The sequence below is a fragment of the Kitasatospora purpeofusca genome (genome assembly GCF_036010405.1).
Taxonomy (GTDB): domain Bacteria; phylum Actinomycetota; class Actinomycetes; order Streptomycetales; family Streptomycetaceae; genus Kitasatospora; species Kitasatospora purpeofusca.
In genome coordinates this window covers 9,657,326-9,670,510 of record NZ_CP108561.1, presented here as the reverse complement: position 1 = coordinate 9,670,510, position 13,185 = coordinate 9,657,326, and the positions used below count along the sequence as shown (strand labels likewise).

14 protein-coding genes are annotated in these 13,185 nt (G+C 73.5%); 7 read left to right on the top strand and 7 right to left on the bottom strand.

Annotated features, from left to right (window positions below):
- Positions 1-18: 18 nt before the first annotated feature.
- Both OG715_RS41810 and OG715_RS41805 read right to left on the bottom strand, forming a co-directional pair.
- Positions 19-930 carry an IS3 family transposase gene (locus OG715_RS41810; protein ID WP_266274519.1) on the bottom strand — a complete coding sequence of 304 codons (912 nt, stop codon included), beginning with the start codon at positions 928-930 and terminating at the stop codon, positions 19-21.
- 5 nt (positions 931-935) lie between these two features.
- Positions 936-1,247 carry a transposase gene (locus OG715_RS41805; RefSeq protein ID WP_266271908.1) on the bottom strand — a complete coding sequence of 104 codons (312 nt, stop codon included), beginning with the start codon at positions 1,245-1,247 and terminating at the stop codon, positions 936-938.
- A gap of 727 nt (positions 1,248-1,974) precedes the next feature.
- Between OG715_RS41805 and OG715_RS41800 the strand changes: the two genes are divergently transcribed.
- Entirely contained in the window at positions 1,975-2,550 is a 576-nt protein-coding gene (locus OG715_RS41800; RefSeq protein ID WP_266271948.1) for a hypothetical protein, read from the top strand.
- An 8-nt stretch (positions 2,551-2,558) separates the two neighbouring features.
- On the opposite strand, the gene OG715_RS41795 is transcribed toward OG715_RS41800, so the two are convergent.
- On the bottom strand, positions 2,559-3,017 hold the full coding sequence (locus OG715_RS41795) for a hypothetical protein (RefSeq protein ID WP_266271949.1): 459 nt from the start codon (positions 3,015-3,017) through the stop codon (positions 2,559-2,561).
- Positions 3,018-3,377: 360 nt separating this feature from the next.
- Here OG715_RS41795 and OG715_RS41790 point away from each other — a divergent pair, with 360 nt between their 5' ends.
- The 5 genes from OG715_RS41790 to OG715_RS41770 all read left to right on the top strand — a co-directional run bounded on the left by OG715_RS41790 (position 3,378) and on the right by OG715_RS41770 (position 8,654).
- Complete coding sequence (locus OG715_RS41790) at positions 3,378-3,596, top strand: hypothetical protein (RefSeq protein WP_266274752.1); 219 nt, start codon at positions 3,378-3,380, stop codon at positions 3,594-3,596.
- Between the two features lie 504 nt (positions 3,597-4,100).
- Positions 4,101-4,685 carry a nicotinamide riboside transporter PnuC gene (gene pnuC, locus OG715_RS41785; protein ID WP_266271950.1) on the top strand — a complete coding sequence of 195 codons (585 nt, stop codon included), beginning with the start codon at positions 4,101-4,103 and terminating at the stop codon, positions 4,683-4,685.
- The gene (locus tag OG715_RS41780; protein ID WP_266271951.1) at positions 4,682-5,779 is read left to right on the top strand and encodes an AAA family ATPase; all 1,098 of its coding nucleotides are present in this window, start codon (positions 4,682-4,684) and stop codon (positions 5,777-5,779) included. The genes pnuC and OG715_RS41780 overlap by 4 nt, the downstream gene beginning before the upstream one ends.
- Before the next feature lie 329 nt (positions 5,780-6,108).
- Complete coding sequence (locus tag OG715_RS41775; protein WP_266271952.1) at positions 6,109-6,750, top strand: DedA family protein; 642 nt, start codon at positions 6,109-6,111, stop codon at positions 6,748-6,750.
- 218 nt (positions 6,751-6,968) lie between these two features.
- Positions 6,969-8,654, top strand: a complete 1,686-nt coding sequence (locus OG715_RS41770) for an immunity 49 family protein (RefSeq protein WP_266271953.1) — start codon at positions 6,969-6,971, stop codon at positions 8,652-8,654.
- A gap of 203 nt (positions 8,655-8,857) precedes the next feature.
- On the opposite strand, the gene OG715_RS41765 is transcribed toward OG715_RS41770, so the two are convergent.
- The 3 genes from OG715_RS41765 to OG715_RS41755 all read right to left on the bottom strand — a co-directional run bounded on the left by OG715_RS41765 (position 8,858) and on the right by OG715_RS41755 (position 12,025).
- A complete protein-coding gene (locus OG715_RS41765) occupies positions 8,858-9,610 on the bottom strand; it encodes a hypothetical protein (protein WP_266271954.1) in 753 nt (250 codons plus the stop codon).
- A gap of 244 nt (positions 9,611-9,854) precedes the next feature.
- Positions 9,855-10,646, bottom strand: a complete 792-nt coding sequence (locus OG715_RS41760; RefSeq protein ID WP_266271955.1) for a maleylpyruvate isomerase family mycothiol-dependent enzyme — start codon at positions 10,644-10,646, stop codon at positions 9,855-9,857.
- 50 nt (positions 10,647-10,696) lie between these two features.
- Positions 10,697-12,025 (bottom strand): aldehyde dehydrogenase family protein, encoded by a 1,329-nt coding sequence (locus tag OG715_RS41755; protein WP_266274526.1) that lies wholly within the window; start codon positions 12,023-12,025, stop codon positions 10,697-10,699.
- Positions 12,026-12,141: 116 nt separating this feature from the next.
- Here OG715_RS41755 and OG715_RS41750 point away from each other — a divergent pair, with 116 nt between their 5' ends.
- Positions 12,142-12,609, top strand: coding sequence for a MarR family winged helix-turn-helix transcriptional regulator (locus OG715_RS41750; protein WP_266271956.1), 468 nt, complete (start codon positions 12,142-12,144; stop codon positions 12,607-12,609).
- Between the two features lie 71 nt (positions 12,610-12,680).
- Here the strand turns inward: OG715_RS41750 and OG715_RS41745 are convergent, their stop codons facing one another.
- Complete coding sequence (locus OG715_RS41745) at positions 12,681-13,100, bottom strand: CDI toxin immunity protein (RefSeq protein WP_438268140.1); 420 nt, start codon at positions 13,098-13,100, stop codon at positions 12,681-12,683.
- Positions 13,101-13,185: the final 85 nt, after the last annotated feature.

Below are 13,185 nucleotides of genomic sequence, written 5' to 3'. Positions count from 1 at the left end.
TTGCGCGAGAGGTGCTGATTACCTGGTCAGGACGGATGTGGGTGGTTCGACGGCCACTGGTTCGGCCGTCGCCTGGTCGGCGTAGTACTTCGTCTCGTACTCGTCCGGGCTGAGCCAGCCCAGGCGCTTCTGGATGCGGCGGGTGTTGTACCAGCCGTCGATGTAGGCGAACAGGGCGAGGTCGGCGTCGGTGCGGGTCGCGAAGGTCGTGCGGCGGACGCACTCGGTCTTCAGGACGCTCCAGAAGTTCTCCGCGAGGGCGTTGTCGAACGAATCGCCCACGCTTCCCATGCTCGGCTCGATTCCCGCCTTCAGCAGGCGAGTTGTGAGCTTGATGGACGTGTACTGACACCCGTGGTCGCTGTGATGGATCAGCCTCCCGGGCTCGACGGGCCGGCCGTGCAGCGCATACTCCAGGGCGGTGAGGACCAGGTCGGCATCCGCGCGCTCCGAGGTGTGCCAGCCCACGATCCGGCGGGAGAAGGCGTCGCGGATCGAGGCCAGCCACCATGGTCCCTCACCGGTCGGGATCAGCGAGATGTCGGCCACCCACAACCGGTTCGGCGCGTCGGCGGTGAAGTCGCGCTGGACCAGGTCCGGGGCGGACTCGGCGGCCGGGTCGCGGCGGGTGAAGGAACGGGGCCGGCGCGGGCTGACACCCTGGATGCCGGCCTGGCGCATCAGGCGTTCGACCCGCTTGCGGCCGACCCGGGTGCCCTCGCGCCGCAGGACGGCGTGGACGCGCGGGGAGCCGTAGGTCTCGTCGGAGTCGGCGTGGATGCGGCGGATGTGATCGGTCAGCTCGGCGTCGTGGCGTCTGCGCTCGCACGGCTCCGCCACGTCGCGGCGCCAGCGGTAGTAGGTGGAGGCGGGGATGTGCAGTTCCCGGAGGACGGGCTCGGCCCCGAAGCGGTCCTGGTGCTCGTCGATGAGCTTCAGTACCGTCGCCGGGTCGGGTCGAGCTCCTGGGCGAAAAAAGCCGAGGCGGCCTTGAGGATCTCGCAGGACCGGCGGAGCTCGGCGTTCTCCTTGCGCAGAGTGGCCAGTTCCTCCTTCTCGACGGTGGTCAGCCGGTCGTCGCGCTCGCCCCGGTCCGCCTCGTCCTGGCGGATCCAGTTGCGCAGGGCCTCGTGGTGCACGCCCAGGTCGCGAGCCATCTGCCGGATCACGGGCTTCGGGTCGGCGGCGCGGTATGCGGCAACAGCTCGCTGCCGCAACTCGGGCGGGTACTTCATCGGTGCAGCCATGGCAGAGGCTCCCTTCTCATGGCCCATCAGGCCATCTCCGGCAACCTTCCGCACGTCGGGGGAACCTCATCTGGAGCTTCTCCAGCCAGTGCGACAGCACCAGTGCCTCGTCACTCGTGAGCTGGATCATGACCTGGCTATCACTCATGCACACCCCTACGGCTCGGCCCGCCCTTGCCCGCACGAACCTACTGGCCTCGGACCTTGACCAAACACATAGGGGCACCCCCCGGAATCCGTGCGTGGCGGGGCCTGGCCACCTGCTACGACGAAAGGCCCGGCACGGACAGGGCGGGGCTCCGACCACGCGGATCGCGCGGGTCAGGCACCCGGAGCGGCGTCGGACTGCTCGCGTGGGCCACCGAGCACCACTTCTGGCCGCTGCACACCGACGACTGTCACATGGATGCCCTGCTCGAATAGGCGGCCTGCCACCTGCGAGATTCCCCGTCACCTTGGACCTGCCACTGGGCGAGCAGGAGAAGGTCACCGACGACCTGATCGACAACCTCCTGAGGGACGGCGCGCCAGTACGGCTCGTCAAGGCCAAGCCCCGCATCTAATGGGGTCTGTTGCTCCCCCCGCCCAGTTGCAACCCCAGGGCGTGATCTGCCGAAGAACCCGCCAAGACGCGTTGGGCGATCTGGATACGGCGAGATGGTCTGCGAGAAGGCATCCCCGAACTGGTAGCCCGGTCAGTGTCGGCGGCGGTCCGTACCTTTACGGCATGAGTTTCACGGGATTCTGGGTCGTGATGCCGGTACCCGCGAGCGTGGTCGAGGAGGTGGCCCCCGTGCTCGCCCCGCCGATCGAGCACCGGCGCACCTCGGGTCCCGCACGCCGGGCGATGGAGCGCTGGGCGGGCGGGGGCCCGGACGGCCTCGACATGCCGCTGTTGCACGACCTGGCCTCCCCCGACCTGCTGGACGATCACCTCGACCTGCTCTTCGACGTCTGGGAAGCCCACGCGAACGCGGGACCGTTCCTGAAGTCCGCGTGCCGCAAGGGCTACCCCGCCGTCGGACTCGCCCACGCGCTCGGCCCCGACCGCTTCCGCGCCCTGCCCGGCTGGTTCGGCAACTTCGTCCTCACCCGCGACCAGGTGCGCACGACGCTGCCCGCCGTCGAGGCCGCGCTCACGCTCCTCCCGTCGGAACGGCGGAGCGCCGAAGTCCGGCTGCGCGAGGTTCTGGAGGAGGTCTCCGCCGAGGACGCCGACACGCTCCTCGACTCCCCACTGCCCACCTGGCGGCGGGCTGCCGCTGCGGGCCAGGGGCTCACCGGCGCCCAGGTCACCCCCTGACTGACGCCCTACCCCGAACCCTCCATCAGCAGCGCTCGCGCCGCCCCTCCCCCGGCGGCTGTCCTCCCCGCCCCCGTCCGAACCGCCGGCCGGGGCGGCCGGACCGCTCGGGGGTTCGGCCGGCCGCCCCTCCACGGTGCCGCCCGCAGCGCCCGGATGCAGCCCGGACTACGCCAAGCCGGTGCCGCAAGGAAGGGGCGGGCCGGTACACGGATGGCGGCCACGTGGGGCGGACCGGGCTCAGTGATCGCGCCGGCGGCGGTTGCCCCGCCGCCGCGCCGCACCGCCTCCGCCGTCGTCCGGTGGGCCGATTCGGCCTCGGCCGCGCTCCGCGCCGGCAGCGGGGCCCCCTCGACGGTGTACCACTCGTCGGCGCCGTCGTACTGGACGCCGAGCAGTGCCCGGCGGCCGTCCCAGACCGTGCGCAGCGTCAGGTCGCCGGTGATGACGCCGACCTCGACGGTCATGACGCCGCCGGGGCCTGTGGTGATGCCGGTGGTGACGATGGGTGCGGGCCCGGCGGGGGGGTTCCGGGGCGGTCACGATCCCGCCGGGCAGGTGTCGAGCATCTCGCCGAGCGCTGCCTTCTCCGGTTGGGTGACGGTGAGCTTGTAGAAGGACTTCACGTCCGTCAAGGCCTTGGCGTAGTTGCACCAGGCCGACCGGGACGGCGGCCGCCACTGGTCCGGGGTCTGGTCGCCCTTGCTGCGGTTGGAGGCGGCGGAGCCCGGGCCGGGTGGGTTGTGGGCTCGACATCGAGCCGTCGCCGGCCCTTGTACCCGGCGGCCCCGTCGTCGCGCGGCGGTGGACCTGCCACACTGGCGATCATGACTTCCTCCGACAGGCGCCCGCTGTGGCAGCCCTTCTCCGAGCCGGCCACCGACGCCGCCCGCACGCCGTCCGGGGGCGCCCGCCTCCTCGCGGTCGAGCGCGCGCCCTTCCTGGAGCCCGCCGATGCAGCCAACGTGCCCGAGGTACCGTCCTCCCGCCGTCCGCTGGGCCGCGGCGGGCCAGCGGCGGCGGTCGTGCTGGACGACCAGCACTGACCCCGCCGGTTCCGGGCCGGATCCGCACGCGATGGGGTCTGTGCGCGGCCCCGATGGCGAATCACCGGAGCGTGCCCTGGTGGGCTTCGGCAGGCACCGTCGCCCGGGGTGCCGGAGGTACGGCAAGCTCCGGGCGCGGCCCGGCCTGCCGGTCGGCCGACCCGATGGCACTTCTGCCGTGGCCGGAGGAGAGCAGGAGCCGTGGTGAACGGATCGGCCGGCAGGGGCACGGACGTCGCCGGCGCGGGTGAGCCGCAGTGGGTCCTCACGGACCCGCACCACCGGCCGGCCGGGTCGGAGCTGCTCGATCTCCAGGGCCTTGCGCGGATCCCGCTCGGAGGAGTTCCGGTGCCAGTGGGATCCGTCGAACTCCACGACCACCCCACCGTCCCCCACGGTGGGGAACACCATGTCCGTCCTGCGGCGCGGCGGCGCCGTCCCGGCACTTGGCAGGCTCCCGCATTTCCTTTATCGTCACCCTGACGTTAATCAAGGAGGGGCGGCATGTCGCTCGACTGGACCGAACTGCTGGGCTTCGCCACCGGCGCGGCGTGCGTCGCCCTGACCGTCCGGGCCAGTGTCTGGAACTTCCCGGTGGGCATCGCCAACAACGTGTTCTTCCTGGTGCTCTTCGCCGGCGCCCGGCTGTACGCCGACGCCGCGCTGCAGATCGTCTTCCTGGCGCTCGGCGCACACGGCTGGTGGCAGTGGCTGCACGGCGGCGAGCGCCGCGGCCGGCGGGAGATCCGCTCCGCCGGGCCGCGCGCCGTCGCGCTGACGGCGGCTCTGCTGGTCCCGGTGACCGCGGCTCTGACCCTGGTCCTGGCCCGCGCCGGTGACAGCGCGCCGTTCTGGGACGCGCTCACCACCGCGCTCTCGCTGGCCGCGCAGTGGCTGCTGAACACCAAGCGGATCGAGACCTGGTGGTTCTGGATCGCCGCCGACCTGGTCTACGTCCCGCTGTACCTCGCCAAGGACCTGTACCTGACCGGCGCGGTGTACGTGCTGTTCCTCGTGATGTGCCTGGCCGGCCTGCGGGCCTGGCGGCGGGAGCGGACCGACCTCGGCCGAGCGGCGGTGGCGGTGTGACCGGCTTCCGGCACGGTCTGGTGATCGGCAAGTTCTACCCGCCGCACGCCGGCCACCACTTCCTGATCCGCAGCGCCGCGGACGCCTGCGAGCGGGTCACCGTGGTGGTGATGGCCGCCGACGTGGAGTCGATACCGCTGGCCGCGCGGGTGGCGTGGATCCGCGAGGCGTGGGCCGCCGAGCCGCGGGTGCGGGTGGTCGGCACGGTGGACAACCTGGAAGTCGACTACAACAGCGAGGAGATCTGGGCCGGACACGTCGCCCTGATGCGGGACGCGGTCGGCGAGCGACCGGTGGACGCGGTGTTCAGCTCCGAGCCGTACGGGGTCGAACTGGCCCGCCGGTTCGACGCGGCGCCGGTGGTGCTCGACCGGGCCCGGGACACCTTCCCGGTGTCCGGGACGAAGGTGCGGGCCGACCCGGTCGCGCACTGGGCCGACCTGGAACCGCCGGTCCGGGCCTGGCTCACCCGCCGGGTCGTGGTGCTGGGCGCCGAGTCCACCGGAACGACCACGCTCTCCCGCGACCTCGCCGAGGCGCTGCGGGCCCGTGGCGGGCCGCACGGCCGGACCGGCTGGGTGCCCGAGTACGGGCGGGAACTGACGGTGGCCAAGCTCGCCGTGGCCCGCGCGCTCGCCCCGGCCGGCGGACCCGGGCCGACCGTCTTCGACCTGGAGTGGGGAGACCCGGACTTCGCCCTGGTGGCCCGGCGGCAGACCGAGGCGGAGGACCGGGCGGCCCGCTCCGGCGGGCCGGTGCTGGTCTGCGACACCGACGCGCTCGCCACCACCGTCTGGCAGGAGCGGTACGTCGGCGCGGTCACCCCCGAGGTGCGGGAGCTGGCCGCGGCGATGCCCGCGCGGGCCCTGTACCTGCTCACCTCGGAGATCGGGGTGGCGTTCGAGGACGACGGCCTGCGCGACGGCGAGCACCTGCGGGCCTGGATGAACGGGCGCTTCCGCGAGGTGCTGGCCGCCCAGCCGGTGCCCTGGATCGAGCTGACCGGCAGCCGGGAGCAGCGCCTCGACACCGCCCTGACCGCGGTCGACGCCCTGCTTGCCGAGGGCCGGGGCCTCGCGGATCCCCTCGGCTGAGAGGCGCGCCCCTGGTGTGGCTTGCCTCTGCTGCACGAGACTGTCGCGCCAGGTCCGGCGGAGGGCGGCGAAGCGGCCCTCCACCGGCGGGGAGGTCGGCGGGGGTGCGTCCTCGACCACCCGGCCCTGGTCCATCACCGGGACCCGGCCGGCGATCTCCACGGTGGAGAGCCGGCGGGCGACGATCCCGCTGCTGCCCGGAGGCGTTGAGGTCGGTGCGGCGGCAGAAGAACGCCCCAATGTAGTGTTTCCTCCCCAGCGACTCTCCCGCGCCTCGCCCTGCGGCGCGGGGGTGGAAAGAGACACGATCGCCGATGGGGTGTGGGCCGATGCACTCGATCACCGACTGGCTGCGCGGCTTGTCCGGTCCTGTCGTGTACGCGATCGTCGGTGGCATGGTCCTCGCCGAGGACGCCTTGTTCTTCAGTTTCTTCATCCCCGGCGAGACCGCCGCGGTACTCGGTGGCTTCCTCGCCCACCAGGGCAGGGTCTCCCTCGGCTGGATGGTCGTGGTCGTGGTCTGCGCGGCGGTCCTCGGCGACTCCGCCGGTTACGAGATCGGCCGCCACCTCGGTCCGGCGATCCTGCGCAGCCGCCCGTTGCGGCGCCACGCCGAGCGGGTCGGCACGGCTCAGGACCTGGTCCGCCGGCGGGGGCCGGCCGCCGTCCTCGTCGGACGGTTCATCGCCTTCTTCCGCCCGCTGGTGCCTTCGCTGGCCGGGATGTCGCGGATGCCGTACCGCCGGTTCCTGCTCTACAACGCCCTCGGCGGGGTCGCCTGGGGCGTCGGCTTCACCCTGCTCGGCTACTTCGCCGGAGCCGCCTACAGCAGGGTGGAGGGCACGGTCGGCCGGTTCACCGCGATCGCGATCGGCGCGGTCGTCGCCCTCGCCGTGCTGGTCCGGTACCTGCGGCGGCACCGCTCGCACAGCCGGGACCGGTCGGACCGCGGAAGCGGCCGGGAGCCCTGAACCGACCCGGCGGCGGTCCGCCGGCGATGCCGAGAACGCGTTGCCCGCAGGGCGGTGGTGCACCGCACCGGGGCCGCCGCGCCGCACGGCCCGGGAGGGAGCGCGACGGTGAACCGCACCCCGCTGACGCCCCGACACCCTCCGGCCGCCGCCCGTAGGCCCCGGTGTCGGACCCGCTGCCTAGGCTGGGGGCAGCCGATGACCAAGGGAGCAGGACTGTGCGGATCGAACGTCACCAGGTGGACGGGGCGCGGGTGGCGAAGGCCCGCGAGGACTTCGTGAACCGGATCGGGAGGCAGGTCCACTCCTACTCCCGTGCCGGTCTGATGACCACCACCGAGTGGCAGCTGATCTCCGACTCCTTGCTCGACTACCTCGGCGCCCTCTCCACCACCCGGCCCGACCTGCACTCCGCCGAGGCCAGGGCGGTCCTCAAGGACGCCGCCGCGGCGGCCGCCGGCGCCGTCTCCTTCGCCGCCTACTACCCGGTCGACAGCTTCCACGTCTTCCTCGACTACCCGAACTTCGGTATGAGCTACGACCGCGAGCACGGGCAGGAGCGCGACCCCCGGCACCGGGTCACCGCCCGGGACTGGCTCGACGCCTTCTGCCTCGCCATCGTCGCCGACCAGGTCTCCGTCCACGGCGAGGCCTTCGGCTGGGCCCGGCAGCTGATGCCCGACGGGCCGGCCACGCCGACCCTCGAACTCGTCGACGGCCTCCTGGCCCACGTCTTCGAGGCCGACGGCGTCCCGGCCGACGTCGACCCGGCCGACGGCACCGGCCCCGTCGCCGAACCGCAGCCCGGCCTGCGCGCCCTTCGCGCCCTCGGCGCAGGGGACCGCGAGGCCTTCGACGCCGCCCTGCTCGCCCTGCTCCAGGACGGGCCGCACGGCACCGGCCCGGCGAGCCTCCTGCCGCTGGTCCCGATAGCCCTCGCCGCCCTCGCGTACCGCACCCACGGCTGGGCTCCGGCGGTCGACACCGACTACCTCCCGCACGCCCTGGTCACCGGTTTCGAGACCGCCGGCCCGCGCGTCCACGCCTTCGGCCGCGAACCCCGCCCCGACGCCGTGGCCGCGCTCGCCGCCGGGCCCGTCCACGTCGAGCGGCCCGGTCCGGCCCTCCCGTACAGCCCGGAGAGCGAGGCGCGGTTCGAGCGGCGCACCCAGGAGGCCGTCACGCCCGGGGAAGGCGAAGCGCTGGACGCACGGGAGCTCACGGGCGCCCTGCGCTACCAGACCTACCTCCTCGCGGCGCGCGCCTCGCAGTGCGACGACGCCACCGACGCCGTGATCGCCACCCTGCGGCGCGGATCCCAGCTGGGGGCCGCCGTGTTCCGGACCGCCCTCGCCGAGCCGGGCACCGAGGCCGAGGCGACGATCGACGGCCGGGCCCTGCGCTTCCCCGCCCGCCGGGACCGGGACTTCGGCCCGGCCTTCTGGCAGACCGCCCTCTCCTACGCCCTGATCGCCGGCTCCCCCGAGGACCTCGAACCGCTGGTCCTGGCCGGCCCCACGATCGCCGCCGAGGACCGCTCCCCGTCCGCCTCCTACCGCGCCGCCCTGCACGACCACCTCCGCGGCGCCGACCCGCTCCCGGCCGCCGAACGGGCGCTGAAGGAGGCGGAGCGCATCCGGGAGGGCTGGCTCCCGGCCCCGGCCGTCCTCCTCTCGCAGCTGCTCGGGGGCGACGCGACCGGCTTCGACCTCGCCCTCCTCGACGCCCTGGAAGCCCACCGCGACCACCACAGCGTCGCCGACCGCGGCACCGACCCGGGCGCACCGCTCAGCCTCGACGTCCTCGCGCTCGCCTGCCACGCCCGCCGTACCCGCGGCTGGGTCACCCGCGTCCGCTCGCCCTACCTCCCGCCCCGCCTCCTCGAAGCCGCCGGCCGGCCCTGAACCCGCCCGACCCGGTCCGCCGCAGCCACCCGCGCCCGACACCTACGACGCGACACGGCCGGCAGACCTCGCACCGTGCCTGCGCGCCGTCTTGGACCACCTCGCGGCTGGCGCCCACCGCGCCCGCACCCGCGGGCCCGGCCCTCGCACCGTCGCTCGCGCCGACCGCCGCCCCGGGTGCGGAACCGGCGGGGCCCGGCGGATCAACCCGGTTGCAGGGCCCGCGCCAGGTCCTCGGCCTCGCGCAGCTGCTCGACGCCCAGCCGGCGAAGGCCGCGCAGCAGCAGGGCGGCGTCCGTCACGGACGCGTCCGGCCGGGGTGCGTCCGGCGGCAGCGGCACGCCGAGGAGCACCGCCGGCACGGACGCGGGCAGGCCGAGCACGGTGGCGAAGTCGACGAGCAGATCCGGGGTCGGCCGGTCCTCCCCGGAGGCGATCCGCCCGTAGGCGGTGGACATCCAGTAGCGGCCGGTGAGCAGGTGGAACACCTTCGCCGTCCCGGTCCAGCCGAGGTTGCGGGTGGCGACCATCCGCACCAGCAGGTTCCCGACGGACCGCGGGTCGGGGGCTGGGGCCGAGGCGGGCAGGCCCTCGATCCGCCCGGTCGCCCGGGCGGGCGGCAGACCTGCGACGAACGTGCGGAGTTCGGCCCGCCGATCGGCCGGCAGCGCCTTGCCGAACCGCACCACGCTGACGATGGAGGTGGTGGCCATCCCGCCGGCCGGCGCGAGGTCCTCCGGCAGCGGGACGGCCGCGATCTCGAACAGGTCGGCGGTGTCCAGGTCGAGCGCGGGGGCGAGGCGGCGCAGCAGCGCCTGGTCCGGCGCGGCACCGTCCAGCAGCGCGACCACCTCGGCCTCGGCGGCCCCCGCCCGGTGGGCGAACTCGGCGGGCTCCTGACCCTGGTGGTGCAGCAGGCGGGCCAGCAGGACGGCGAAGCCGGGAAGCTCTGTCATGGCGCCAGCATAGGGCGAGCCGGCCGGTCGGCCGCACCGCCGCCCACCTGGGCGAATGCCTCGGCGCCACAGCCATGGCGGCCGCGCCGGGGGTACGGCGCAACGGGCAGGTGCAACCACGGGCGTCCGCCTGCTGCGGACCGGCCTTACCTGGACCGTCGTGGCGGGCGGTGGCGTCCGGGCGGTGGCCGATGGCGTCGAACGGGTGGGGCCGGCCGGGAGCACCGGCGGGCCGGCCGACGGCTCAGAAGGCGGAGTTGGCGGTCCAGTGCGCGAGCAGCTCGTCGTCCCCCCGCACCTCGAACCGGTCGGCGGACCGGTCCAGTCGGCCGTAGAGGAGGAGCAGCAGGTCCGCGGCGGTGCCCCGGACCGACGCGTCGGCGCCCGCTGCGGCCTGCCGGTCGAGCCCGAAGCCGTCGAGCCCGAAACCGTCTGGACGCAGCCGGACCAGCCAGTCCCCGTCGCCGTCGGTGCGGGTGAACCGGATGGTCCGGTCCGCGCCCCGGAGGGCGGCCGTTGCGGGGGCGAACCCGGCGGCGAAAGGCAGGTTGGTCAGGAACTCCGAGACGCCGTCGGCGGCCAGCACCGGGTCGATGTCGGGGTCCAGGCCCAGGGCGAGCTCGGCGTCGACGCGGTGCACCAAGGTCTCGAACAGCATCCGGCGCACCCAGAAGCGGGCGTGCTGATCGGCGCCCCAGGCCCACATCGGCGCGTCGGGATCGACCGAGGCGAATTCCGCTCCGGCCCGCGCCGCGGCCTCGGCCAGCCAGGCGGGGTAGCCGTCCGACGTCGGCGGCAGGTGCAGCTCGACGTCCCTGCTGCGCGGCGGCTCCTGGAGTCTCTGCCGCAGCAGGACAGTGAACCAGCGCTGCACGCTGCCGGTGTGGCGCACCAGGTCGGACAGCGTCCAACCGGGGCAGGTGGGCACCGGGGCGGCCGGGTCGGCGGCGCGGACGGTGGCGACGAAGCGCGCGGTCTCGGCGGCGACCGCGGCGGCGTGGTCGATGGGGGTGGCACGGTCGATGGGGGTGGTCACGGGTTCGTTCTCCGGGGTGTCGGTCGGCTCGGACGGCGGCGCCGCTCGGCTCAGGTGAGTGGCTTGTCGACGACGGCCTTGGCGTGGCTGAACGTGTCGATGGAGTACTCGCCGTGGTAGCGGCCCATGCCGCTCTCCCCCACGCCGCCGAAGGGCAGGTCGGGCATGGCGAGGTGGGAGACCGGCAGGCCGAAGGAGAGCGCGCCGGAGGAGGTCTCCTCGGTGAGCCGGCGCTTGGTCCGCTCGGACTCGGTGAAGGCGTAGAGGGCGAGCGGCTTGTCACGCTCGTTGATGAAGGCGATCGCCGCGTCGAGGTCGGGCACGGCGACGATCGGCAGGATCGGTCCGAAGATCTCAGCGCGCATCACCGGCGCGTCCGGGGAGACGTCCGCGAGGACGGTCGGGGCGAGGTAGCGCTCACCGCGGTCGTGACCGCCGCCGGTGACGACCCTCCCGTCGTCCAGCAGCGCGGTCAGCCGGTCGAAGTGGCGGTCGTTGACGATCCGCCCGTACTCGGGCGCGGCGGCCGGGTCGTCGCCGAGCAGCTCGCGCACGGCGTCGGCGAGGTGCCGCTCCAGTGCGGTGGCGCTCTCGCCGATGGCGAGGACGTAGTCGGGGGCCACACAGGTCTGGCCGGCGTTGAGGAACTTGCCCTGGGCGATCCGGTTCGCCGTGACCGCCAGGTCGGCGCCGGGCTCGACCACGACCGGGCTCTTGCCGCCGAGTTCCAGGGTGACCGGGGTAAGGTGGCGGGCGGCCGCGGCCATCACGATCCGGCCGACCGCGCCGTTGCCGGTGTAGAAGATGTGGTCGAACCGCTGCTCCAGCAGGGCGGTGGTCTCGGGGACGGCGCCCTCGACCACGGCCACCGTGTCCGGGCCGAGGTAGCGCGGCAGCAACCGGGCCATCGCGGCGGACGTGGCGGGGGCGAGCTCGCTGGGCTTGACGACCACCGTGTTGCCGGCCGCCAGGGCTCCCAGCAGCGGGACCAGCGCGAGCTGCAGCGGGTAGTTCCAGGGTGCGACGACCAGGACCACGCCGAGCGGATCGCGGACCACGCGGGCCGAGGCGGGCCGGAAGAACCCGGGGACCTCGGCGGGCTTCGGCCGGAGCCACTCCTCCAGGTGCGCGACGGTGTGGTCGAGCTCGTTCAGCGTGAACCCGATCTCCGTGCGGTACGCCTGTGCCGCGCTCTTGCCGAGGTCGGCGGCCAGCGCCCGCTGGAACACCTCGGCCTGCTCGGTGAGCATCGAACGCAGGGCGGCGAGCCGGTCCAGGCGCCGGGCGAGGGGCTTGGTGCGGCCACTGTCGAAGGTGGCGCGCAGGTGGGCGACCAGGGCGGGAACGTCTGCCGCAGCGGGGGGCGGGGTGTGCGTCATGAGGGTCACGCGGTCCTTCCAGGGGCTTGAAGACCTGGATGGTTGATGTCTTCAAGCAATTTTGACGGTAGACCTCAATGGTTGAGGATGTCAACCGATCTCCCTATGCTGAACCCATGCCCCAGACGCCCCGGCCCGCACCAGCGCCCTCCCCCGAAGAGCTGATGGACCGGCTCGCGCGGGTGGCAGCGTCCTACTACCGGCACTTCGCGGCGGTGGCCGCCGAGCACGGGCTCACCCTGATGCAGGGCAAGACGCTCAGCCTGCTGGTCCGCCCCCGGCCCATGCGCGCCCTCGCCGACCTGCTGGCCTGCGACGCCTCCAACGTCACCGGCATCGTCGACCGGCTCGCGGCCCAACACCTCGTCCGCCGGGAGACCGACCCGGCCGACCGCCGGATCAAGAACATCGTGCTGACCGAACAGGGCGAGCGCACCGTCCTCGGCATCCGGGCCGAGCTGATGTCCGGCCTCACCGCGCTCGAACACCTCGCACCCGACGAGCGCGACACCCTGCACACCCTGCTGGGCCGCGCCTTCCCCGAGACCGCCGCCCCTCAGGACCGGGCCCCGCTTTCCCCTTGACCCGCGCGCGCCTCGATCTCCTCCGCAAGCGGATACTTCTCATGACCCGACCACCCCGACGTTCAGTGGCGTCAGTTCGGCACCTGGCCCACCGTCAGGCCCTTGCCGTCCTGGAACTCGACCAGCAGCTTGCTGTCGGTGAGATAGATCCAGCACTCGGGCGAGACCTCCAACACCTCGTCCGCATGCTCCGCCACCAGCGCGGCCTCCATTGCGACCGCTGGCACCGCCAGATTGGACCAGAACACCACCGCGAGTTCGCCGGCCCCGGCGTACGCACGCACCATCCTGTTCAGCTGCCCGCTGTCGAATGCCTCGCACCGCTCGATCACCTCCGCCCCGTCCCAGTCCAGCCGACTCGACCCCACGGACGGGAAGCGGCCCAAGCTCAGCGCAGCGAACGCCCTGTCCTCCTCGTACGAGAGCAACATCGCCGAGTCGCCAACCGCCTCCAATACTCTCGCGAGAGGTTCTGCGTGTGTTCCGTACATCTCGCCTGCACCCACGATGCCCCCGACCGCCTCCAATGACGGTCCACGCTAGCTGATCAGCCAACGAGGCCTCGCCCACGCCTAC